Genomic DNA, 23678 nt, shown 5'->3' with positions numbered 1-23678 from the left:
CGTCCTTACAAATTGGGATGGGATGAGTGTGGGGCGTTGCCGCCCCTACTCTTCCTCCGCATCCAGGAGTTCCATATTCAGGCCGAGGCCACGGACTTCTTTAACCAGAACGTTAAACGATTCCGGTACGCCCGCTTCAAAGTTATCCTCGCCCTTGACGATCGACTCATAGACCTTGGTCCGGCCGGCGACGTCATCCGATTTCACGGTGAGCATCTCCTGCAGGGTGTAGGCGGCGCCGTAGGCTTCCAGAGCCCAGACTTCCATCTCACCAAAGCGCTGACCACCGAACTGCGCCTTACCACCCAGCGGCTGCTGGGTAACCAGGCTGTACGGCCCGGTCGAACGCGCGTGGATTTTGTCATCCACAAGGTGGTGCAGTTTCAGCAGGTACTTGATGCCAACGGTCACAGGACGCGCGAATTGCTCACCCGTACGACCGTCGAACAGAACCGACTGACCGCTTTCCGAGAAGCCCGCACGCACCAGCGCATCGTTGACGTCAGCCTCTTTGGCACCGTCAAAGACCGGAGTCGCGATCGGAACACCACGGGTCACATTGCCCGCCGCCTCGATCAGGTGACCTTCGTCCATGCCGGCAATGCCTTCTTCATAGACATTCTCGCCATAGGCCAGCTTCATCGCTTCGCGAACCGGGGTCAGGTCGCCGGAACGGCGGTATTCACCCAGAGCGTCGTCGATGTTCAAACCCAGACCGCGTGCGGCCCAACCCATGTGGGTTTCAAGGATCTGACCAACGTTCATACGCGAAGGCACGCCCAGTGGGTTCAGACAGAAATCAACCGGCGTACCATCGGCCAGGAACGGCATGTCTTCCATCGGTACAACCTTGGAGATCACACCTTTGTTCCCGTGACGACCGGCCATCTTGTCGCCCGGCTGCAGCTTACGCTTCACGGCGATGAAGACTTTGACCATCTTCATCACACCCGGCGGCAGATCGTCACCACGACGGACTTTTTCGACCTTGTCTTCGAAACGGGCATCCAGAGCGCGCTTGAGCACTTCGTACTGCTCGTTCAGAGCCTCTACGATCTGCGCGTCCTTCTCGTCTTCCAACGCCAGCTGCCACCACTGACCACGGGTCAGCATGTCCAGCAGTTCCTCGGTGATCACCGATCCTGCCTTGACGCCTTTCGGGCCTTTGACAGCGGTTTTACCCAGGATCAGACCTTGCAGACGCGCATAGATGTTGCGGTCAAGGATCGCCAGCTCGTCATCCCGGTCACGGGCCAGACGTTCGACTTCCTCACGCTCGATCTGCAGCGCACGCTCGTCTTTTTCCACACCGTGACGGTTGAAGACGCGGACTTCCACGACCGTACCGTAATCACCCGGCTTCACGCGCAACGAGGTATCGCGCACGTCAGATGCTTTTTCACCAAAGATGGCGCGCAGCAGCTTTTCTTCCGGGGTCATCGGGCTTTCGCCCTTCGGAGTGATCTTGCCGACCAGAATATCGCCCGGTTCAACATCCGCGCCGATGTAAACGATGCCAGCCTCGTCGAGGTTGCGCAGCGCTTCTTCGCCGACGTTCGGGATGTCGCGGGTGATCTCTTCCGGGCCCAGCTTCGTGTCACGGGCGGCGACTTCGAATTCCTCGATATGGACCGAGGTAAAGACGTCATCACGCGCAATACGTTCACTGATCAGGATCGAGTCTTCGTAGTTGTAGCCATTCCACGGCATGAACGCGACGACCACGTTCTTACCCAGTGCCAGTTCACCGATATCGGTGGACGGACCATCGGCGACAACCTCGCCTTTCGTGACAGTGTCTCCCACTTTCACCAGCGGACGCTGGTTGATGCAGGTGTTCTGGTTCGAACGCTGGAATTTGCGCAGACGGTAGATGTCCACACCCGCGTCGCCCAGTTCCAGATCTTCGGTAGCACGAATAACGATACGCTGGGCATCGACCTGGTCGATGATACCGGCACGTTTCGCCTGAATCGCAGCGCCCGAGTCGATCGCAACCTTTTCCTCGATACCGGTGCCGACCAACGGCGCCTCGGCCCGCAGCAGCGGAACCGCCTGACGTTGCATGTTCGAACCCATCAGAGCGCGGTTGGCGTCGTCATTTTCAAGGAACGGGATCAGCGATGCAGCAACCGATACCAACTGTTTCGGGCTGACGTCGATCAGGTCCACATTCTCGCGCGGGGCAAGGGTGTAGTCGCCGGACTGACGGGTCGAAACCAGATCGTTGATGAACTTGCCATCCGCATCCAGTGTCGCGTTCGCCTGCGCCACAGTGTGACGCATTTCCTCGGTCGCGGACATGTAGTGAACCTCATCAGTGACCTCGGCGTCTTTGACGACGCGGTACGGTGTTTCGATGAAGCCATACTTGTTCACGCGGGCGAAGGTGGCCAGCGAGTTGATCAGACCGATGTTCGGGCCTTCCGGCGTTTCAATCGGGCACATCCGACCATAGTGGGTCGGGTGTACGTCGCGCACCTCAAAGCCTGCACGTTCACGTGTCAGACCACCGGGGCCAAGCGCCGAAAGACGGCGTTTGTGGGTGACTTCCGACAGCGGGTTGGTCTGGTCCATGAACTGCGACAACTGCGACGAGCCGAAGAATTCACGAACAGCAGCAGCAGCCGGTTTTGCGTTGATCAGGTCCTGCGGCATGACAGTGTCGATCTCGACCGACGACATACGCTCTTTGATCGCGCGCTCCATGCGCAGCAGACCGACGCGGTACTGGTTTTCCATCAGTTCACCGACCGAACGGACACGACGGTTACCAAGATGGTCGATATCGTCGATGTCACCTTTGCCGTCGCGCAGCTCCACCAACGCCTTGATGCAGGCCACGATGTCTTCGCGGCGCAGGGTGCGCAGGGTATCCGGCGCATCCAGAGCCAGACGCATGTTCATCTTCACGCGGCCAACGGCGGACAGGTCATAGCGCTCGCTGTCGAAGAACAGCGTGTCGAACAAGGCCGAGGCCGCTTCGACGGTGGGCGGTTCACCCGGGCGCATAACACGGTAGATATCCATCAGCGCGGTGTCCCGGCCCATGTTCTTATCTGCCGCCATGGTGTTGCGCATGTACGGACCGACGTTGATGTTGTCGATGTCCAGAACCGGAATCTCGGTGACGCCGGCATCGACCAGCTCTTTGACAGTGCCGCCGATCAGATCGCCGTCCTTGTCATATTCCAGCGTCAGCTCATCACCGGCTTCGACATAGATCGCACCGGTTTCTTCATTGATGACGTCTTTGGCGACGAATTTTCCAACGATGTGATCGAATGGAACCAGCAGGTTGGTGACAGTGCCTTCGTCGATCAGTTTCTTGACAGCGCGCGGTGTGACCTTCTTGCCTGCTTCAGCAATCACTTCACCCGATTTCGCATCAATCAGATCATAAGTCGGACGGGTACCGCGCACACGTTCCGGGAAGAACGGAGCGATCCAACCCTTCTTCTTGTCCAGCTTGTAGGACACGGTGTCGTAGTACGCGTCCATGATGGCTTCCTGATCCAGACCCAGCGCATACAGCAGGGTCGTCACAGGCAGTTTGCGGCGACGGTCGATACGGGCGAACACGATGTCCTTGGCGTCGAACTCAAAGTCCAGCCAGCTGCCGCGATACGGGATGATGCGGCAAGCAAAGAGCAGTTTACCCGAAGAGTGGGTCTTGCCCTTGTCGTGGTCAAAGAACACGCCGGGCGAACGGTGCATCTGGGACACGATCACACGCTCGGTGCCGTTCACGATGAACGTACCGTTGGGCGTCATCAGGGGCATGTCGCCCATGAATACGTCCTGTTCTTTAATGTCTTTGACGGATTTGGCGCCGGTGTCCTCATCGACATCGAACACGATCAGACGCAGAGTGACCTTCAGCGGCGCGCTGTAGGTCATGTCGCGCTGCATGCACTCTTCGACGTCATATTTGGGTTTTTCCAGATCGTATTTCACGAACTCCAGAACGGAGGTTTCGTTGAAATCCTTGATCGGGAAGACCGATTGGAACACGCCTTTGATGCCTTCGCCGTCTGTGGGCACATCTGCATCGCCGGAGCGCAGGAATAGATCATAAGAAGATTTCTGGACCTCAATGAGGTTCGGCATCTCCAGCACTTCGCGGATTTTGCCGTAATATTTACGAAGACGTTTCTGGCCAAGGAACGTTTGAGCCATGTCAGATGTCACCTTTCGATGTTCTCAGCGGACAAAGACACCGTCGGGCCCCGGTGCCTTGCACATTAGAGACGACACGTCCGGATCAATTCGTGGCCACCGTCCCGAATGGCAGCCTCCCGATCCGCGAACCGCGTCTTAGAAAACGCCCCATTTATCAGAGGCCCTTTCTAAGACAGGTTCGGCTGGACCCGGAATTTTCCGGATCCAGCCAAATTTTCCGGTGCATCAGCGATGCACCTGTCGAATGGCTTAGGCCAGCTCGACTTCGGCGCCAGCTGCTTCCAGCTTGCCTTTGACTTCTTCGGCTTCGTCTTTCGACACGCCTTCTTTGATCTTGCCGCCAGCTTCGACCAGTTCTTTGGCTTCTTTCAGGCCCAGACCGGTGATGCCGCGAACTTCTTTGATCACGTTGATTTTCGAAGCGCCGGCGTTCTTCAGAACGACGTCGAATTCGGTTTTTTCTTCCTCAGCTGCGCCACCGGCGTCGCCACCGGCTGCCATGACAACTGCGCCGCCTGCTGCGGGCTCGATGCCATATTCGTCTTTGAGGATGGTTTTCAGTTCTTGTGCTTCCAGCAGGGTCAGACCCACGATGCTTTCTGCGAGTGCTTTCAGATCAGCCATTTTATCAGCTCTTTCCGTTTACAGTGTGTGTTCCAACGTCAGGGTAGTTACCCTACGCAGATCATTCAGTGCCAACCGCTTACGCAGCTTCCGCCTTCTCTTCGATGGTGGAAAGGATGCTTGCGATGTTGCTTGCAGGTGCGCCAATTGCGCCAGCGATGTTCGAAGCAGGTGCGCCCAGCATGCCCGCGATAGTAGCAATAAGCTCCTCGCGCGAAGGCATTTTGGACACGGCTTCGACGCCGGCACGATCCAGAGCGTTCTCACCCATTGCACCGCCAAGAATTTCGAACTTTTGGTTCTCTTTGGCGTAATCCTGGGCCACTTTGGCTGCTGCCACGGGGTCCTCGGAATAGGTCAGAACGGTCATACCCGTCAGCAGGTCGGCAATGCTTTCACATGGCTTTCCGTCGAGGGCGATTTTGGCGAGCCTGTTCTTGGCAACACGCACGGAGCCACCCGCGTCACGAGCACGTGCGCGAAGGTCCTGCATCTCGGCAACTGTCAGACCGGCGTAGTGCGAAACCACTACGACGCCAGAGCTTTCGAAGATTTGGCCGAGTTCCTCGACCACTTTCTCTTTCTGGGCTCTATCCACAGTTCTCTCCAAGTTTGGGGCGATATCTCACCCCGGCTCATATTAGCCGCAGCTTTCGCTCCGGCGTTCAGGTCCGTTGTTACGGGATTGGCCAAAATGCGCCCGAGGGTTGGACCCCCCAGAATTCTTTGGTCTTACCCGTCTCAGGCAGGGAATTAAGGGGCCATATGGCACCACCCACCGTCTTGGACGAAACAAAATAAAGCGCACGACGAATCGCACGCTTTACTTCGTAGCCCTACTTAGGGCAGATGGGGCCGGTTTCCAAGGGATAAATTGCGGTTTCCGCAGGTTCGCAACAGCATCTGTCGAAAATGATTTCCACCCAGTTCGAGGCTTGGCGTGCACATAGGCGCGGATTTGCGGAATACAATGCGCAAACGCCAGATCAAGTAGGTCCAAGCATCGACTTTCCGTTGACACGGACATCGCACTGTTATCCTGTCCGGGGACTGGACAATAACACTCAGGACTTGGCTCGTTGGCTGGAACGCTGCCCCTTTCAGACGAAGAAAATGCCCGCGTCGCCTCGTATATCGACGAGTTTTCAAACCAGTTCCTGAAAGAACCCATCCGCCGCTATGAATGCATCTACCGATCGCATGCGTTCGACGACACGCGATCCGTCGTGATCCTGCATACCGCAGCGCAGGCTTTCGCCCTTAAGATCGACACGCAATCGCCAGACACCGAGCGATTGCGGAACGAATATGACCTGCTCGTCGAACTCTACCGTTTTTTTGAGGGCAATGAGACCTCGCGCGTTGTCCGGCCCGTTTACCTCTCGCCAGGTGGTGCTTTTCTGATCACCGAATACATCAATCGGCCAACTGCCGTTGACCTAATCTATAACAGCAAAGACGACGATCAGGTCGCCCAGGTGTACCGCCGCGCGGGGTCGTGGCTGAACGATCTTCACAGTCGCAACCCGCCTGTTCGATACGCCTTTCGCCCCAGGTGGATGACAGACAGCCTGAAAGAACTGATGACGGCGGTTCCCAACAAAATCGCGAACCAAAGCCGGACAATGGTGAACCTGATGCTGTCCGAAGGGACCCGCCTGAAGGGCACCGAGGACCTGCGCGTGTTTTCACATGGCGATTATCACGGGCAGAACCTGATTGTGGGACAAGGGAAAACGATTGGTCTGGATTTCACCGAAGCCCGAGACAAGCTGGCGGTCTACGATATCGTCGATTTTCTGAAGGCGGATATCTTTCGGAATGGCGGTGCATCGGGTGTAGACCGAAGCGGTATCCTCAAAAGAAACAAAGAAATGTTCTTTCGCCTTTACCGACATTCGGTCAATGTTGAGGTTTTGGATTATTGTCTCCGCGGACGGCTGTTGAAAGACTGGCTGGCCTTGTGGCGAAACGACCACGAATGCAGCGAATTCGAAAGAGACAAACGACAACGACTGGGCGATCGCCTGCAAGTCGCGTTTCAACACCCTTGAGCTGGATGGATGGTCAGCCCGAATGACGGGATTGTGAGCGGGAACGCCAAAATCTTAGTTGACCGCACACTCTTGAATAACTGTTATTCCAAACCATCGAGCATGCGGCCTTTGTCAGTTAGGGTCGGCAACAACCAATGCACAGAAGGTAAATCGCTTACATGGTTCTCCGCAGTTTTTTTGCTCAGGACAGCTCCAGTATGGTCGCTGTTTTCGTCCCTGATACGGCTGACGGGGACGACATCGTCGTCGGTGGTTCGATCATCAACAACTCGGACACACCGGACGGCACTATCTTTACCTATTCGGGCGGCACCGGAACCACCATCACCTTGGATGACACAGCTGGCAGCCCCGACATTTTTGAAGATGATCTTCCAACGGGCCACATCATCACGGATGGCGGTGGCATTGTGACAAACGGAACGCAGGTTGAATCCGAGTCGACAATCACTGTGCGCGCTCTCGACGACGATCTCAATCCGACCGGGCCAGAGATCACCATCTATGTGTTTTCCCAGAATGGGATTACTCAGGACGTTTGGGGCTTTGCCACATCCGCCCCCCTGGACACTGGGACGTCATATGTCAAAATCAGTGGGTCGAATGCCGGGTCATCCGCCTATACGGACTATGTCACCTGTTTTGGGCCGGGAACCCTTATCGAAACTGCCGACGGTATCGTTGAGGTACAAGACCTCACAAAAGGTCAACGCGTCTGGACACGGGACAGCGGATTTCAACCGATCCTCTGGATCGGAACGACCGAGGTTCACGGTCATGGGCAATTTGCTCCGGTGGTGATCGAGGCTGGCGCTATCGGGAACACGAAAGAGCTGGTGGTTTCGCAACAGCATCGAATTCTGATCGGCTCACCTGCCACTGACATGCTTTTTGGATCATCCGAAGTGTTCGTGACCGCCAAGCACCTGTGTGGCCTGCCGGGGGTTTCGATCCGCCCGACGGATCGCATTGCCTACACCCACTTCATGTTCGACCGACACCACATTGTCCGGTCCAACGGCGCACTGACGGAAAGTTACTACTACGGCGACAACGCAAAATACGCGCTGTCGTCCCCGCAACGGTCAGAAATCCTGGCGCTGTTCCCGTCGATCGAGGATATCAGCAATGCGTTTCGACGCACCGCAGCCCCAACAATCAACGCGCGTGAGGCCGGTGTATTACGGGCATATATCTAATCCGTAGAAGTCAGACGCGCGCAGTCTTAAACCGCAGCTTCCGCCTGGCGCAGGCCACTTGAATGCGACCCTCACGCGGACAGCCTGATCATCATTTAGTACAAAAAAATCCCGGGCGGTTCGCACCACCCGGGATTTCTTATTCGCGTTATTGCAATAGGGCTTATTCGCCCGAAGCGGCAGCAACATCCAGCGTCACGCCAGGGCCCATGGTCGAGCTCAGCGCGATTTTCTTCATGTAAGTGCCTTTGGCGCCCGTCGGCTTGGCCTTGGCCACGGCCGAGATAAAGGCGCGGACGTTTTCAACCAGCTTGGCTTCGTCGAAGGACGCTTTGCCAACACCGGCGTGCACAACGCCGCCTTTTTCCGCCTTGAACTGAACTTCACCACCCTTGGCTGCTTCCACGGCCGCTTTCACGTCCATGGTCACGGTGCCAACCTTGGGGTTTGGCATCAGGTTACGGGGGCCCAGAACTTTACCCAGACGACCGACGATCGGCATCATGTCCGGGGTGGCAATGCAACGATCGAATTCGATGGTGCCGCCCTGGATGGTTTCCATCAGGTCTTCTGCGCCGATGATATCCGCGCCAGCTTCTTTCGCTTCGTCAGCCTTTGGGCCACGAGCAAAAACAGCAACGCGCATCGTTTTACCGGTGCCATTGGGCAGGCCGACAACGCCACGAACCATCTGGTCTGCGTGACGGGTGTCAACACCCAGGTTCAGAGCGATCTCGACGGTTTCGTCAAACTTCGAAGTTGCGTGGGCTTTAACCAGTGCAACCGCTTCTTCCACCGACAAATCTGTCTTGCCAGCGAAAGCTTCGCGCGCGGTGCGCGTACGTTTACCGAGTTTTGCCATCTTACTTCACCTCGATGCCCATAGAGCGGGCCGAGCCCAGGATGATCTGCATTGCGCCTTCGACATCGTTGGCGTTCAGATCTTTCATTTTGGCTTCGGCGATTTCACGAACCTGCTTCGTGGTCACGGTTGCCACGGTCTCACGACCTGGGTTTTCCGCGCCGCGAGGACGGTTACGCTTGCCAACCGGCTTCAGACCAGCCGCTTTTTTCAGGTAGTAAGACGCGGGCGGCGTCTTGATGTCCATGGTGAAGGACTTGTCCTGATAATAGGTAATCACGGTCGGGCAAGGTGCGCCTTGCTCCATGTCTGCGGTCTTGGCGTTGAACGCCTTGCAGAATTCCATGATGTTGATGCCGCGCTGACCCAGCGCAGGACCAACTGGCGGCGACGGGTTCGCCTGACCTGCAGGAACCTGCAGTTTCATTGTACCAGCAAGCTTCTTGGCCATTTGGTTTTCCTTTCAACGTAGGCAGGACGCGTCCCACCCGGTTTATGTTGCGTGGTCCGATCCGGGATCGCGTTCCCAGTAACCTCCCACGAGAGAATCTCGCCCTAAGACGATAGAGGCGGCATGTATAGGGGAACGGTGGGGTTGGCAAGTAGCTCGCACCTTATTTCCAAAGGGCGCGTTTGTGTCCTGGACGAACCTCTGTGGCAGTTGAAAACAGCGAAACAAAATAAATAAATTGAATACATAAGTTGCTAAAGAAACGCAGGCGGGTATCTTGGTACAGCTTGGACACAGAAGAGGTGGTCAGGGATGGCATCATCTCGACTGAACAAGGGACTATTGGTCTGCATTCTATTTGCTATGCTGCCTGGCTGTGGCAGCAAAGCTCAGGATCAGGGCACAGAGCCGAATGCGGTTACCCAAACCGGCGGGTCCAACAGTTCTTCTTCATACTCTTCGACGGGAATTGATCCTGCAACCTATGCCGGTCGGTTTCAGATCAAATTGACTAAAGAAGTCCCGCTGCGTGAAATTCCGGTTCCCTTCACTGTCTATGGTGGCCTCGAAGAAGCCAGCCCAACCCGTTTGCAATTGCGCGCCTTTATGGATTTGCGCGGATTACAGGAAAAAGCGCCTCAAATACTGACCGGTCCCTTGGAAGAAAGCTGCAAACGCCAAATCTATCTTGAGGTTCGCGACGTCACCGCCATAGACGACACCGTAAAGATCGAGGGTTCAGCCCGTGCGCAGTTTACGAGATGTAACCGCCATGAAGAACCGGGCTTTCGGTATTTTGGGGCCACGGTAGACGCGGTCGCGGTCGCCAAGGCCGAGGTGAAGGGCCAATGCCTGGCTTTCAGTATCGAAGGCGTTGATCTAAACCCGCGCGGCTTCATTGGCGCTGTCTCCAATCTTTTCGGCCTGACCAACCGCATCAACGAAGCCGTCCTCGAAAAAGGCGGGGAATTTCTGGCGGCACACCCGGTCTGCCCGCCATTGCCCGCAGAGTTCACTGTACTCGCCCCGGTTTACGAGTCCGGAGGCACTCGGGAAATTGCACCTGGCGGGATGGGTGCTGCCATTGTCGGATCTGCCGATGTCAGCGCTGAGACAATTGTCGAAGTCCTTGGAGGATTGAAGGAGCTTGGCGTATTGGAGTTTGCTGAATGAGACTTTGGTTGATTTTTCCAGTCTTAATGGCAGTTGTTCTGGGAGCCCGAGCACCCAACGCGCAACAGGTAGATTTTGTCATCGACGCAACGCTGCCAGTTCGTGATACGGAATTGCCATATACGCTTGATCTGAACCTCTCCGCTGCTGCCCCGACGCGGATCGGTGTGGGTGCCCTTCTTGATCTGCGCGAAGTACAGAAAACTGTACCTGATCGACTGGCTGAAAACGCGATAGTCGACAATTGCGGCCTGCAAGTCCGACTGGATGAATTCAGCTTTAAAGCCCAAGACGACGCGATAGATCTGGATGGGCAAGTGACCATCACGATCTTTGAATGCAGCCGAACCAGTGAGCGCGACTTTCAGCGGGGTGAACAAAAAAATGCTGTCCAGGCAAACATGTCCACCGAAGCGACTGTCGACTTGCGGGACAACTGTGCCTATTTCGAACTTATCGACCTCGTACTCACGGCTCCCGAAGCGCAGCGCGAAAAACTCCTTGAGGACGATACTCTCGAGTCCGTCAAGAAGCTGATGTTGGCCGCCGTAGACCTTGTTTTGAACGAAACCCCTTTGTGTCCGGTGCTGCCGGCAGAGCTCGCGTCTCTTGATCCGGTTTATGACACTGGCGGCCCACGAGAGATCGGAGAGGGTGGACTTGGTGTATTCTTGGACGGTTCGGTGGATGTCAGCCCGTCGACAATTCTGGACATCCTAACAGTTCTTCAACAACAAGAACTAATTCCCGGTCCACCCTAGCTGCAAAGCTTTTTTTGTCCGGTCGAAATCTTCTGCCTTTCGCTCGCGAACCTGAAAAGCTGATGCCATAAAAGCAAAAACGCCGCGTTGCTCCAAGCATCGCGGCGCTCCAAAATTCGCTGAAGTGGGTTTTAGCCCTGCTTCGTAACCTGCGTAAAGTCCAGCTCGACCGGGGTTTCGCGGCCAAAGATCGAAACCGAGACTTTCAGCTTTTGGGCTTCGTCGTCGACACCTTCGACCATACCGTCGAAATCCTCGAACGGGCCGTCGTTGACCTTGACCTTCTCGCCCACTTCGAACGAGATCATCAGTTTCGGCGCGTCTTCACCTTCCTGAACACGGTTGAGGATCTGGTTCACCTCGGCGTCGCGCATCGGCATCGGGCGGCCCTGCGGGCCCAGAAAGCCGGTGACCCGGTTGATCGAGTTGACCAAGTGATAGCCCTGATCCGACATTTCCATATGCACCAGAACGTAGCCGGGCATAAAGCGGCGTTCGGTCGTAACCTTCTTGCCCCGGCGCACTTCGATCACCTCTTCGGTGGGCACCAGTACTTCGTCGATATCGTCCTCAAGGCCTTGCTCAGCCACGGACGTGCGGATCTGCTCTGCGATCTTCTTTTCGAAGTTCGAAAGAACGCTGACCGAGTACCACCGTTTCGCCATGAACCTGTCGTCCTTGTTTGCCTTCGGTGCGTTCGGAATGCCGCAAGCACCGTCATTGAAATTCTGTCACGTCACCCGGAATAAAAAGCGGCGCACAGCCCGAATCGCCGCACGCCCATTCCGAATAGTACTGTGTCAACTACTCTGACATCCCGCGCTGTGCAAGGGGGCTGTGGCGTTTCCGCCCTGCCCAATCCGGTTTAACCGAATGCGCCCAGGATCAGTTGCAGACCGCCGCGAATACCCAGATCGACCAGCGCAAAGAACACGGCGGTCAGTGCCGCCATGATGAACACCATGACCGTGGTCAGCAGAACCTCGCGACGCGTGGGCCAAACGACCTTTGCGACTTCGGCGCGGACTTGCTGAATGAACTGGATCGGATTCACTGTTGCCATTTGGCTTGGTTCTCTCTGCTAGCGGATGGGCCGGACATAACCGGGCATTGCGGCAATTTCAAGAGTGGTCAGGACTTGGGTTTGTCATCCCATTCATCGCTGAGGATACGCCGCGCGTCACCTTCGGGATCATCATACTGGTTCGACCGCACCGTGTAGATAAACGCCACAAGGCCAACCCCGCCCAAAAACAGGGAAATCGGTATGAGATAGGCCAGAACTTCCATATCAACTACCTCAGGCGCAGGGCATTCAGGGACACGGTAATGGACGAGGTCGACATCGCCAATGCCGCGATCAGCGGTGTGGCAAACCCGGCCACGGCCAGGGGTACCGCTATAATATTGTAAACCGTAGCGATGCGAAAGTTCTCACGAATCCTTTTGGTCGCCTTCACCGCTGTGTCACAGGCATCTGCAATCGGCGACAGATCGTTGCCCAGCAATACGATATCCGACGCCACCCGCGCCGCGTCCAGCGCTGAGGCGGGCGAGATTGACACATGCGCCGCTGCAAGTGCGGCCGTATCGTTCAACCCGTCACCAACCATCAGCACATGGTGCCCCCGATCGCTCAGGTCTTGCACATGGGCGGCCTTGTCCTGAGGCAGCGCCTCGGCAATCCATGTTTCAATCCCAAGCTTGTCTGCCAGCGTTTGAACCGCGCCTCGTGTATCACCCGAGATGAGAACGACGCTCTTTCCGCCGTCACGGAACGCCTCCACAGCCTCTGCCGCGCCCGGACGCAGCGAATCCGAGAACAGGAACGCAACCGGTGACTGTCCCGTGACCGCCAACCAGGCTGCCGTCTGATCACCCTCGGTCGCGCCGGTCCAACCGGCGCGCCCAAGGCGCACGGGCTGACCACGGTAGGTTCCTTCGGTGCCATACCCCGGAACCTCGACCACATCCTCAAGGCTGGCAGGCTTGATCCCGGCATTTCTGGCGGACTTGGCAAGCGACACCGACAACGGATGCGAAGAGGCCTCGGCCAGCGCCAGTGCAATCTCAAGATCCGCGCGGGAATGATCCTCAAGATTGGTCAATTCCGGAGTGCCGGATGTAAGTGTGCCGGTTTTATCAAAAACGACCGTATCGACCTCGGCCAGACGTTCCAGTGCTGTAGAATGTTTGATCAGCATCCCCTTGCGGAACAGTCGCCCCGAGGCCGCCGTCGTCACCGCAGGCACAGCAAGCCCCAGCGCACAGGGGCAGGTGATGATCAGAACCGCCGCAGCGATGTTCAGCGCGGTTCGGATATCGCCGGAATAGATGTACCAACCCAAAAAACTAAGCGCGGACAGAATATGCACCCCCGGTGCGTATAGCTTGGCCGCCTTGTCAGCCAGCGACGTATAGCGCGATCGACCGGATTCTGCGATGGCCACCAGATCCGCCATACGGTGCAGTGAAGTATCCTCACCGACCGCTGTGGTCTGGATCGTCAGCGGGCCGGTGAGGTTAACCTCACCCGCGCTGACGGCAAGACCGGCTTCGGCAAAGACCGGGAGGGTCTCGCCCGTCAACAATGACCGGTCGAGCTCCGATTTGCCCGATACAATCTCACCATCCACCGGCATACGGCCACCGGGGCGAACAATTATCAGATCACCAACAGCCAGGCTTGCGACGGACACCTCTTCTTCCGCCCCATCCACCATGCGAATTGCACGCGGCACTTCCAGGGCCGTCAGTTCTTCGGCTGCTGAACGCGCTGCGGCGCGGGTGCGGTAGTCCAGATATCGGCCCGCGAGCAGGAAGAAAGTCAGCGTCAGTGCGGCGTCGAAATAGGCATGCTCTCCGTTGAGCGCGGTTTCCCACAGCGACGTCATGAGCGCCAACAGAATGGCCAGCACAATCGGCACATCCATGTTCAATCGTTTGACGCGCAGCGCACTCCAGGCGTTGGCAAAGAAGGGCTGTGCGGAAAAGGCAATCGCAGGCAGTGCAATTGCCGCAGATATCCAGTGAAACAGGTCCCGCGTCGCATCCGTAGCCCCTGACCAGACCGACACAGACAACAGCATCACGTTCATCGACGCGAAACCAGCCACCGCCAATCGCATCAGCAGATCACGCCCGGCCTTGTCGGATTGGGTTGCCGACAAAGCGCCCGGGTCCAGCTCATGTGCCTCGTACCCGGCGCGCTCCAAAACGGGGATCAGGTCAGCAGCGTGTGTCTCAGCGGCTGCTTTGACCATTGCACGCTTGAGCGTCAGATTGACCCGCGCGTCCTCGACACCCGGATGGGCGTTCAGCGCGCGTTCAACGTTCGCAATACAGGCGGAGCAGTGAATGCCGGGCAGGGATAGGGCAATCTGCACATCTTCAGGAACGGGGCGCGCTGGTTCCGCCGGTGCTGCGATGCAACCGGGGCATGCCGCCGTACCTGAGCTGAGCTGAGCGGTCATCCCCTACCCTTTCACATACAACGGAACCCGCTGCGCAAATTCGGCACCGCTGTTGTCTTTGGCCACCAGACGGATGTTCCAGTTTCCCTTGCCCAGCGCTGCGGGCGTGGAATAGGCGGTCCCGTCAAAAGTGAAATCCGGGATGAAATCCTCTTTCACATGTGTCGCCCGGCCAACAACTGCCTGCAACTCGGCCACCTGGACCGGCGCGCCGGTTTGGTCGGTGATGTGCAGGATCAAAAGACCGCCATTGGTCTCAGCCCGGATTTCCCAACCCAAGGCCTGTTGCACCTTCAGGCGCTCGTTGAACTCCTGACTGGCGACGTAAGAGTTTTTGACCTCGAGCCCGGGAAAGGTTTTGACAGCTTTGTAGGCCAGCACGAGATTCACGGAAATAATCACCCCGAAAGCAGCGACAAAGATCGCTAGAAAGTGCTTTCCGGTAAATTGACGCTCGGCCATCTCAGTTTCCTCGTCCATTGAACGTCGTGTCCTTGTAGGCGCGCTCACCGCTTTCAATATCCTCGATCCAGATCCGAACCGGTGTCGCGTCCGCCGCTGCCGGATCCGTGTCTTTGGAGGCGATAATATAGACCCGCTGCAATTGCGCAGTATCCGCCGTGACATTCACTGTATCAAGTGGCGTGCCTTCAATCACGATCCGCATCGCCGGATCACCGGACAGAGACAGCTTGAACAGCCGTTCTTCGCCATGTTTGTTCCGCACGCGCACGTCATAGGTATTGCGGATCGTGCCGTCCGACAGGGTGACAAAGGTCGGGTTGCGAACCGGGGCCACGGTAACTTCGATGTCGGACCGGATGAACAGGGCAAACAGCAGACCCAAGCCGACAAGTGACCAAAGGGCCGTGTACAGGATGGTCCGGGGCCGCAGGATATGTTTCCAGACATTCTTTGGCGGCTTACCTGCCCGCTCGTTGGCTTCGTCGCTCAGAGCCATATAGTCGATCAGACCACGCGGTTTGCCGATCTTGACCATCATGTCGTCACAGGCGTCGATACACAGCGCACAGGTGATGCACTCCAATTGCTGTCCGTCGCGAATGTCGATCCCAACCGGGCAGACATTGACGCAGGCCATACAGTCGATGCAGTCCCCCAGTTCGGAATCCGCAGTTCGTTTGCCCTTGCCGCGCGGCTCACCACGCCATTCGCGGTACCCGACGACGAGCGTATCCTCGTCCATCATCGCCGCCTGGATCCGCGGCCATGGGCAGGCATAGATACAAATCTGTTCGCGCGCGAAGCCACCGAACAGGAATGTCGTGCCCGTCAAAATCAGTATTGTCGTATAGGCAACCGGATGGGCGTTCCCGGTCACAAGGTCCCGCAGAAGCGTCGGCGCATCGGCAAAATAGAACACCCAGGCACCACCGGTCGCCAGACCGATCAAAAGCCAGGCACCCCATTTCGTCAGCCGCAACCGCGCTTTACGAAAGTCTAACTTTTCCTGACGATGCAGACGCAACCGCGCGTTGCGATCCCCTTCAATCCAGCGTTCGACAAGGATGAACAAGTCAGTCCAAACCGTCTGCGGACAGGCATATCCGCACCACACGCGCCCCAGCGCCGAGGTGAAAAGAAACAATCCCAACCCGGCCATGATCAACAGACCGGCAACAAAGTAGAACTCATGCGGCCAGATCTCGATCCAGAAGAAATAGAACCTGCGGTTGGCCAAATCCAGCAACACCGCCTGATCCGGTAGGCTGGGCCCCCGGTCCCATCTGATCCACGGGGTGATGTAATAGATCCCCAATGTGACCGCGAGAATGATCCATTTCAGATTGCGAAACGGCCCGGACACGCGACGCGGAAATATGGGTTCTCGTGCGGCGTAAAGGCTGGGTGCGGGGTCGGAATCGCTCACGGGCTGGCTCCAGATGTGGCTATATCACGGTGTCTTGTTCCAGAACACAAAGGTAGCCACTTTGACATGGGTCAAAAGCGCATCGTGCAGACACCTTTTGTCACATCTTACCAGCTTGCCGCCTGAGCCATGCAATAAAAGTTTTTGCTGCCGGACGCAGAGGGAAATCGCCAGTAACAAGGTGATATCCGCTGCTTTCGGGCTCGCGAAACAGTTCGATGATTTGGCCCGACGTGATTTCTGCTTCGACAAAATGCCGCGCCGTGACGGTTACGCCCTGCCCCGCGCGCAACCCTTCCAAAAGCAGATTGCCGGGCAATGAGATTCGCCCTGCATTTGGCCCGTGCCCGACACCACGTCGGGCCAGCCAGTTGGTTGCCTCGGTGGTGCCGAACTCTTCAAGCCAGGGCAGCTCGCTGAGCTCGTCTGGCGTCCACGTCGTTTTTTCCCCCACCAGATTGCGGGCCGCGACGATCACCATAGGGCTTTGCAGCAACATTTCTGTACGGACACCGGACCATGTGCCTGCACCATAGCGGATGGCCACATCGACACCGCCGGGATCCAGGCTGACCAGTGCAGGTGACGGATCAAGCGCCAATTGGATATCCGGGTGTTCGGCCTGAAATGCAGGCAGGCGGGGCATCAGCCATGACGCGGCAAATGACGATGTCAAAGATACGTGAACCGGGCGATCCCGTTTGGATTGCGTCAGTTCGGCCAACGCATCACCAATCGCACCGAACCCAAGATGCAGTGCGCGCGCCAACCTTTCACCTTCAGACGTCAAGGTCATGGATTTGCCGGTGCGGTCCAACAGCGCAATTTCGAGGTGCTTCTCAAGCGCGCGCAATTGCTGGCTGATGGCAGCGTGGCTGACATTCAGTGAGTTGCCCGCTTCCACAACATTCCGTGTCGCCGCGAAAGCGGAAAAAGCTCTGAGAGATGCGAGCGGCGGCATTTCCATCCAGTTCATATGTAAGCCCTGATTACATATAGAAATGCTAATTGAGTCGCATTTTGCAGTCTGAAAATCAATCCTGATGACAGAAGAACCAAAACTCAGGAGATGTCAGATGCTCTCAATTCTTGCAAAGTCATTCATGATCGCCACCCAGACACATGAATTGGATGAACCAAAATCATCGGATCGATCTGACAGACAAAAGCAACGCTGGTTGCCGGAAAGTCATTGGTGGAGGCAACACAAACGCGCCAGTTTCTCGCAATGCGACTAGCAAACCGAAGCCCGCGTCTGGACCGCCTCGCTGGTGATTTGTAAGGTAGAGAGGCAGCACCGGCTGTTCAGGAAACGCGCGAACAGATGGAACAGCCGGTGCCTCAACCTTCGGACGGCGAACCGTCCGAAGGTATTCTTTTGCGGTTACTGCCCGCCACCCAACTGGTGGACATATGCGGTGACGGCGCGGATTTGCGCTTCGGTTAGGCGGTTTTCCCACGGGGGCATCACACCAAAGCGGCTGTTGGTCACCGTTTCTGTCAGGGCTTCCTGGCTGCCGCCGTATAGCCAGATCGCGTCGGTCAAGTTCGGGGCACCTTGTGTGACGTCACCCTTGCCGTCTTCGCCATGGCAAGCCGAGCAGTTGTCCTCAAAGACAACCTTGCCCGCCTGCGCCGCCGCGTCGTCGCTTTGCGCATTGGTCAGAGACATGACGTATTGCACGACCTGGGTGACCTCCTCTTTTTCGAGGATTTCACCGAAGGCTGGCATCTCAGAATAGCGCGCGTCGTCGCTTTCTTCATTCCGGATACCATAGGCAATGGTGGTCTCGATATCTTCCAGCGAACCACCCCAGAGCCATGCGTCGTCCAGCAGGTTCGGGAAACCCGGCGCACCCTGCGCGCCCGAACCGTGGCACTGCGCGCACCATGTCCGGAAAACCGCGCCGCCCGCGTTGACCGCATATTGCTGCAGCTCGGGATCTTTTGAGACATCCTCAAGCGGGGTTTCAACCAGTTTGGCGTTCCACGGCGCGTTGGCCTCTTCGAAAGAAACGATCTCTTCTTGCACCAATTCTCGCGATGACCAGCCAAGAACACCGGCGGTTGCGGACTGAACCAGCGGCCAGGCCGGATACATGATCGTATAGATCACGCCCCAGATAATGGTGACGTAAAAGGTCCACAGCCACCAGCGCGGCATCGGGTTGTCGAACTCTTCGATGCCATCCCAGGAGTGTCCGGTTGTGTTTGGATCGCCCGGCTGTTTTTCAGGTGTCTTGCTCATTGCCGCGCCTCCTTGGATGTGGCGGGTTTGTCGCCCCCATGGGGCGCAGCTGTTTCGTCGCCCCTATGGGGCGCTGGGGCATCTTCGTGCCGGAACGGGATGTTGGCAGTGTCCTTGTATTCTTTGCTGGCTCCGGGACGGAAAACCCAGATCACGATGCCAACAAAGAAGACAAACAGTACCAACAGCATCCAGCTATCCGCGAATTGCCTCAGGATTGTGTATTCTTCCATCACACCCTCCTTTAGCGGCTCGGGTCTGGGGTGAAGGTCGAGAAATCGACCAACGTTCCCAGCATCTGCAGATAAGCAACCAACGCATCGGCCTCGGTCAATTCCGGCTGACCGTCGAAGTTACGAATGCTGACCTTGTCACCGTACCGTTCCAGCAGACCGTCATAGTCGCTGTCCGGGTCGGCCTGCGCTCGGAAATCCGCCTGCGCATTTGCCAGCATCTCTTCCGTATAGGGCGTGCCCACAACGGCATTCGCCGCCATGACGTCACCGATATACTTGCCGTCAATCTTGCGATGCTCGAGGAAGCCATATTTTGGCATCACCGATTCCGGCACCACAGACTGCGGATCACGAAGGTGATCCACGTGCCACTGGTCGGAATAACGGCCACCCACACGGGCCAGATCAGGACCGGTACGCTTGGACCCCCATTGGAACGGGTGGTCATACATCGATTCAGCCGCCAGCGAGTAGTGGCCATAGCGTTCGACCTCGTCCCGCATCGGGCGGATCATCTGGCTGTGGCAGGTATAGCAGCCTTCGCGGATGTAAATATCACGGCCCGCCATTTCGAGAGGGGTGTAAGGGCGCATGCCCTCCACCTTCTCGATGGTGTTCTCAAGATAGAACAGCGGGGTGATCTGCACGATGCCACCGATGGTCACGACCAAAAAGCTGAAGATCAGCAGGAGGGTCGCGTTGGTCTCGAGGATCTTATGTTTGTCGAGAATTGCCATTGCTCCGGCCCTCCTTATTCAGCCGGGACCGCGACGGTCAGGCTGGCCTCTTTGGCCGGCGCTTTCCGCACAGTCATCCACAGGTTGTAGCACATGATCACGGCGCCAGCGACGAACATCACGCCACCCAGAGCACGCACCACATACATCGGGAACTTAGCAGCCACGGTGTCAGCGAACGAGTTCACCAGGAAGCCGTTGGCATCCACTTCGCGCCACATCAGGCCTTCCATGATACCGGTGACCCACATCGACGCGGCGTAGAGCACGATGCCGATGGTGGCGAGCCAGAAGTGCCAGCTGACCATCTGCAACGAATACAGACGCTCACGCTTCCACAGGACAGGCACCAGGAAGTACAGCGCACCAAAGGTGATCATGCCATTCCAGCCCAACGCACCCGAATGCACGTGCCCGATGGTCCAGTCGGTATAATGGCTCAGCGAGTTGACAGCGCGGATCGACATCATCGGGCCTTCGAATGTAGACATGCCGTAGAAACCGACCGAGATCACCATCATCCGGATCACAGGGTCTGTGCGCAGCTTGTCCCACGCGCCCGACAGGGTCATCAGACCGTTGATCATACCGCCCCAGGACGGCATCCACAGCACGATCGAGAACACCATGCCCAGCGTCGATGCCCAGTCAGGCAACGCGGTATAGTGCAGATGGTGCGGACCAGCCCAGATATACAGGAAGATCAGCGCCCAAAAGTGGATGATCGACAGCTTGTAGCTGAACACCGGACGTTCGGCCTGTTTCGGGATGAAATAGTACATCATGCCCAGGAAACCGGCGGTCAGGAAAAAGCCCACAGCATTGTGGCCGTACCACCACTGGATCATGGCGTCTTGAACACCCGACCAGACGATGACCGATTTCGAGCCCCAGATGCTGACGGGGACGGTCATGTTGTTGACCAGGTGCAGCATGGCGACGGTGACGATGAACGCCAGGTAGAACCAGTTGGCCACATAGATGTGGGGTTCTTTCCGTCTGACGATGGTGCCCAGATAGACGGCCAGATAGGCCACCCAGACAACTGTCAGCCACAGATCAACATACCACTCAGGCTCGGCGTATTCCTTGGACTGTGTTCCGCCCAGAACATAGCCGGTCGCAGCCAGAACGATGAACAGCTGGTATCCCCAGAACACGAACCACGCTAAGTTGCCGCCCCACAGGCGCGCGGCGCTTGTGCGCTGTACGACATAGAACGATGTCGCGATTAGCGCGTTGCCGCCAAAGGCAAAAATCACCGCCGAGGTGTGCAGCGGGCGCAAACGGCCAAAGTTCAGATAACCTTGCGCCCATTCGAAGTTCAGCACCGGAAAAGCGAGCTGAAAGGCAATAAAAGTCCCCGCAAGGAACCCGACCACCCCCCAGAAGGCAGTTGCGATCACGCCATAGCGGATCACGTCATCCATGTACTCGGCCGAACGGTCGACGAGGATATCTGGCTCATCCGTATTTCGCAGCGTCCAGATGAACAATCCACCGGCGATCAGCATCACCAGAATTGCATGCACCTGATACGCCAAATCGCGTGCGTAATTGGTTCCGATCGCCGCGAATATCGCGATCAGACCAAGCACGATCAGCTTGATGTAATTTGACATATTGCGTCCCTTTGCCATGCCCCGCGCGATTCTTTTTTGTCGCGGAACCCTTTTGACTGGCCGTTGTTTTGTCCGACAGCGGCCAATCTTGCTTTGATCTGTATCAAGACGATAACCCGAAATCTGTGACAATCCTAAGCCTTAGACTGAGCTGCGTAGCCGCAGGTGTCTCAGCCCCGAAGACAAGAGGTCAAAATGGCGTACAAATCTCTTCTCACAGTCGTAACCGACTCGGAACAATCACAATCGGCGTTGGCGCAAATGGCCGCGCTGGCAAATGCACTGGATGCGCATGCCGAAGCACTGTGCCTTGGCGTAGATCGAAGCCAGGCGGGCTATTACTATGCAGGCGCCAATGCGCTGGTCCTGCAAGAAACGCTGAGCCGGGCCAACGCAGACGCCGAAGAACTGCTGACGCACACACAGGAATATCTAGGGAAATCCGGTATTCGCTGGTCTGCCGAAAGTGGGGTCGCTCAGATCGCCGATATCGGTCGCCACGTGGCGCATCGTGCCAGGTTCTCGGATCTGGTCGTCCTGCCGCAACCCTATGGCAAAGACCGCAGCGCCGAGGCTGAGCCGATTGTCGAAGCCGCCATGTTCGAGGGTCACGCACCCATTCTGGTCACGCCGGATAACACAACGCCATTTGAGCGACCCGGCACCATCATGATCGGATGGAATGAAAGTGTCGAAGCCATGCGCGCCATCCGATGCGCCCTGCCCTTTCTGACGCAAGCCGATCTGGTTCGGATTGTTGTCATCGACCCGCCGCGCCACGGTCCTGACCGCTCTGATCCCGGCGGGCTGTTGTCTCAGATGCTGGCTCGGCACGGGACCAAGTGTGAGATCGACGTACTCAGCAAAACCATGACCCGTGTGTCAGACATCCTGAACAGGCACGCCGCCGACAGCGAAGCGGACATGATCGTCATGGGCGCTTACGGCCATTCAAGGTTCCGCGAAGCCATCCTGGGCGGGGCAACCCGAAACATGCTGGAACAAGCCTCGGTACCAGTGTTTCTGGCACACTGACTGCAAGTGTTTCCGATTCGGGGGGGCCATCCGTTCGAACGGATGGCCTAAACGCGTTTTATTAAGCCAATCACAAACAACAGAATGACCGCGCCGATGGTTGCGAAGAGTATCGCCGAAAACACACCACCACCGACCGAGAAACCCAGCGCCGGGAAAATCAAGCCTGCAAGAAAGGCGCCCACGATTCCGACTATGATATTTCCGATCAGGCCGAATCCACGACCTTCCATGATTTTGCCCGACAGCCATCCGGCGATCGCGCCGATGACAAGCATTGCCAAAATGCTACTGAATTCCATGCCTTGCTCCTGCGTGGTTCATTCACAGGTTCAGTAAATCACGACTGCACGCAGCAGAACAGACTTAAACCAGAAAACCGCCATCCGAGTCGTCGCCAGCCTCGTCCATCAGGCGCCGCATGTCGGGGATTGTCACGTGGCGTTTGCCTTCCAACTCGATAACCCCCTCTTTCTTCAGGGCCGAAATCTGGCGACTTACGGTTTCCAAGGTCAGCCCCAGGTAATCCGCCATGGCCTCGCGTGTCAGTGGAAGATCGAAAACGATCGGGCCAGGTTTTTGCCTGGGCGCAATTGAAGCGTCCCGCCGGGCAATGATTGACAACAGGCTTGCAATCTTCTCGCGCGCGGTCTTGCGCCCCAGAACCAACATCCATTCACGCGCTGCGTCCAGCTCATCCAGTGTCATCTGCAGAAGACGATGCGCGATATGCGGCGTGCTGCCCATAAGGGTTTCGAACGGTTTCTTGCGAAAACAGCACATGACCAAATCGGTTGTGGCCAACACGTCGTAGGGCGCTGTTTCCCGACCGGGTCGTCCGACAAAATCGCTGGGCAATAGCAGGCCGACCATTTGCGTCCGACCATCTTCCATCGTCTGGGTCAACGAGGCGATGCCCGACACGACAGAGCCCACAAAATTCATCTGATCCCCCGACCAGATAACCGTTTGGCCCGCCTCAAAGGTCCGGTAATACTTGATGCCTTCAAGCGCTTCCAATTCATCGACATCACAATGTGCACAGACGGCGCGATGCCGAATGGGGCAGTCCGAACAGTTGGTATGGTCAAATTGCGCTTTTAACATCGTTCGCGGTTCCACTTGAT

At 57.0% G+C, this 23678-nt stretch carries 23 protein-coding genes; 5 read left to right on the top strand and 18 right to left on the bottom strand.

Annotation, left to right across the window (positions count from 1 at the left end; genetic code table 11):
• Window positions 1-45: 45 nt before the first annotated feature.
• The 3 genes from rpoB to rplJ all read right to left on the bottom strand — a co-directional run bounded on the left by rpoB (window position 46) and on the right by rplJ (window position 5404).
• Window positions 46-4179, bottom strand: coding sequence for a DNA-directed RNA polymerase subunit beta (gene rpoB / locus AC2FIS_RS15315; protein WP_496774191.1), 4134 nt, complete (start codon window positions 4177-4179; stop codon window positions 46-48).
• Window positions 4180-4431: 252 nt separating this feature from the next.
• A complete protein-coding gene (gene rplL, locus AC2FIS_RS15310) occupies window positions 4432-4806 on the bottom strand; it encodes a 50S ribosomal protein L7/L12 (protein ID WP_037314964.1) in 375 nt (124 codons plus the stop codon).
• Window positions 4807-4885: 79 nt separating this feature from the next.
• Window positions 4886-5404, bottom strand: a complete 519-nt coding sequence (gene rplJ / locus AC2FIS_RS15305; protein WP_058272482.1) for a 50S ribosomal protein L10 — start codon at window positions 5402-5404, stop codon at window positions 4886-4888.
• A gap of 481 nt (window positions 5405-5885) precedes the next feature.
• Here rplJ and AC2FIS_RS15300 point away from each other — a divergent pair, with 481 nt between their 5' ends.
• Together AC2FIS_RS15300 and AC2FIS_RS15295 are read left to right on the top strand one after the other, a co-directional pair.
• Complete coding sequence (locus tag AC2FIS_RS15300; protein ID WP_496774190.1) at window positions 5886-6860, top strand: phosphotransferase; 975 nt, start codon at window positions 5886-5888, stop codon at window positions 6858-6860.
• A 200-nt stretch (window positions 6861-7060) separates the two neighbouring features.
• Entirely contained in the window at window positions 7061-8062 is a 1002-nt protein-coding gene (locus AC2FIS_RS15295) for a Hint domain-containing protein (protein ID WP_496774189.1), read from the top strand.
• Between the two features lie 163 nt (window positions 8063-8225).
• Here AC2FIS_RS15295 and rplA read toward each other — a convergent pair whose 3' ends face one another.
• Entirely contained in the window at window positions 8226-8924 is a 699-nt protein-coding gene (rplA, locus tag AC2FIS_RS15290) for a 50S ribosomal protein L1 (RefSeq protein WP_113791693.1), read from the bottom strand.
• Between the two features lies 1 nt (window position 8925).
• Window positions 8926-9375, bottom strand: coding sequence for a 50S ribosomal protein L11 (gene rplK / locus AC2FIS_RS15285; RefSeq protein ID WP_113791694.1), 450 nt, complete (start codon window positions 9373-9375; stop codon window positions 8926-8928).
• Window positions 9376-9687: 312 nt separating this feature from the next.
• Here rplK and AC2FIS_RS15280 point away from each other — a divergent pair, with 312 nt between their 5' ends.
• Complete coding sequence (locus AC2FIS_RS15280; RefSeq protein WP_496774188.1) at window positions 9688-10548, top strand: hypothetical protein; 861 nt, start codon at window positions 9688-9690, stop codon at window positions 10546-10548.
• A 26-nt stretch (window positions 10549-10574) separates the two neighbouring features.
• Window positions 10575-11309, top strand: coding sequence for a hypothetical protein (locus AC2FIS_RS15275; protein ID WP_496774187.1), 735 nt, complete (start codon window positions 10575-10577; stop codon window positions 11307-11309).
• A gap of 131 nt (window positions 11310-11440) precedes the next feature.
• Here AC2FIS_RS15275 and nusG read toward each other — a convergent pair whose 3' ends face one another.
• The 11 genes from nusG to ccoN form a co-directional block, all read right to left on the bottom strand.
• Window positions 11441-11974 carry a transcription termination/antitermination protein NusG gene (nusG, locus tag AC2FIS_RS15270; protein ID WP_058272488.1) on the bottom strand — a complete coding sequence of 178 codons (534 nt, stop codon included), beginning with the start codon at window positions 11972-11974 and terminating at the stop codon, window positions 11441-11443.
• Between the two features lie 200 nt (window positions 11975-12174).
• Complete coding sequence (secE, locus tag AC2FIS_RS15265) at window positions 12175-12372, bottom strand: preprotein translocase subunit SecE (RefSeq protein ID WP_108861189.1); 198 nt, start codon at window positions 12370-12372, stop codon at window positions 12175-12177.
• Window positions 12373-12440: 68 nt separating this feature from the next.
• Window positions 12441-12599, bottom strand: a complete 159-nt coding sequence (gene ccoS / locus AC2FIS_RS15260; RefSeq protein ID WP_058272490.1) for a cbb3-type cytochrome oxidase assembly protein CcoS — start codon at window positions 12597-12599, stop codon at window positions 12441-12443.
• 5 nt (window positions 12600-12604) lie between these two features.
• Window positions 12605-14782 (bottom strand): heavy metal translocating P-type ATPase, encoded by a 2178-nt coding sequence (locus AC2FIS_RS15255; RefSeq protein ID WP_496774186.1) that lies wholly within the window; start codon window positions 14780-14782, stop codon window positions 12605-12607.
• A 3-nt stretch (window positions 14783-14785) separates the two neighbouring features.
• Complete coding sequence (locus tag AC2FIS_RS15250) at window positions 14786-15244, bottom strand: FixH family protein (protein WP_282153049.1); 459 nt, start codon at window positions 15242-15244, stop codon at window positions 14786-14788.
• A gap of 1 nt (window position 15245) precedes the next feature.
• On the bottom strand, window positions 15246-16673 hold the full coding sequence (gene ccoG, locus AC2FIS_RS15245; protein WP_282153032.1) for a cytochrome c oxidase accessory protein CcoG: 1428 nt from the start codon (window positions 16671-16673) through the stop codon (window positions 15246-15248).
• Window positions 16674-16773: 100 nt separating this feature from the next.
• Window positions 16774-17649, bottom strand: a complete 876-nt coding sequence (locus tag AC2FIS_RS15240) for a LysR family transcriptional regulator (RefSeq protein ID WP_496774185.1) — start codon at window positions 17647-17649, stop codon at window positions 16774-16776.
• 408 nt (window positions 17650-18057) lie between these two features.
• A complete protein-coding gene (ccoP, locus tag AC2FIS_RS15235; protein ID WP_496774184.1) occupies window positions 18058-18921 on the bottom strand; it encodes a cytochrome-c oxidase, cbb3-type subunit III in 864 nt (287 codons plus the stop codon).
• Window positions 18918-19154: a cbb3-type cytochrome oxidase subunit 3 gene (locus tag AC2FIS_RS15230; RefSeq protein WP_496774182.1), complete on the bottom strand. Its 237-nt coding sequence runs from the start codon at window positions 19152-19154 to the stop codon at window positions 18918-18920. The genes ccoP and AC2FIS_RS15230 overlap by 4 nt, the downstream gene beginning before the upstream one ends.
• Window positions 19155-19165: 11 nt before the next feature.
• On the bottom strand, window positions 19166-19894 hold the full coding sequence (gene ccoO, locus AC2FIS_RS15225) for a cytochrome-c oxidase, cbb3-type subunit II (protein WP_058272496.1): 729 nt from the start codon (window positions 19892-19894) through the stop codon (window positions 19166-19168).
• Between the two features lie 14 nt (window positions 19895-19908).
• Window positions 19909-21516: a cytochrome-c oxidase, cbb3-type subunit I gene (ccoN, locus tag AC2FIS_RS15220; RefSeq protein ID WP_496774180.1), complete on the bottom strand. Its 1608-nt coding sequence runs from the start codon at window positions 21514-21516 to the stop codon at window positions 19909-19911.
• 195 nt (window positions 21517-21711) lie between these two features.
• Between ccoN and AC2FIS_RS15215 the strand changes: the two genes are divergently transcribed.
• Complete coding sequence (locus AC2FIS_RS15215) at window positions 21712-22551, top strand: universal stress protein (protein ID WP_496774177.1); 840 nt, start codon at window positions 21712-21714, stop codon at window positions 22549-22551.
• 47 nt (window positions 22552-22598) lie between these two features.
• Here the strand turns inward: AC2FIS_RS15215 and AC2FIS_RS15210 are convergent, their stop codons facing one another.
• Window positions 22599-22853: a GlsB/YeaQ/YmgE family stress response membrane protein gene (locus AC2FIS_RS15210; protein WP_058272498.1), complete on the bottom strand. Its 255-nt coding sequence runs from the start codon at window positions 22851-22853 to the stop codon at window positions 22599-22601.
• A gap of 64 nt (window positions 22854-22917) precedes the next feature.
• Complete coding sequence (gene fnrL, locus AC2FIS_RS15205) at window positions 22918-23658, bottom strand: transcriptional regulator FnrL (protein WP_496774176.1); 741 nt, start codon at window positions 23656-23658, stop codon at window positions 22918-22920.
• Between the last annotated feature and the right edge of the window lie 20 nt (window positions 23659-23678).

This window comes from Ruegeria sp. CDSB113 (genome assembly GCF_059611045.1).
The sequence above is the reverse complement of the archived record's forward strand: the minus strand, read 5'-3'. Positions and strand labels throughout refer to the sequence as shown.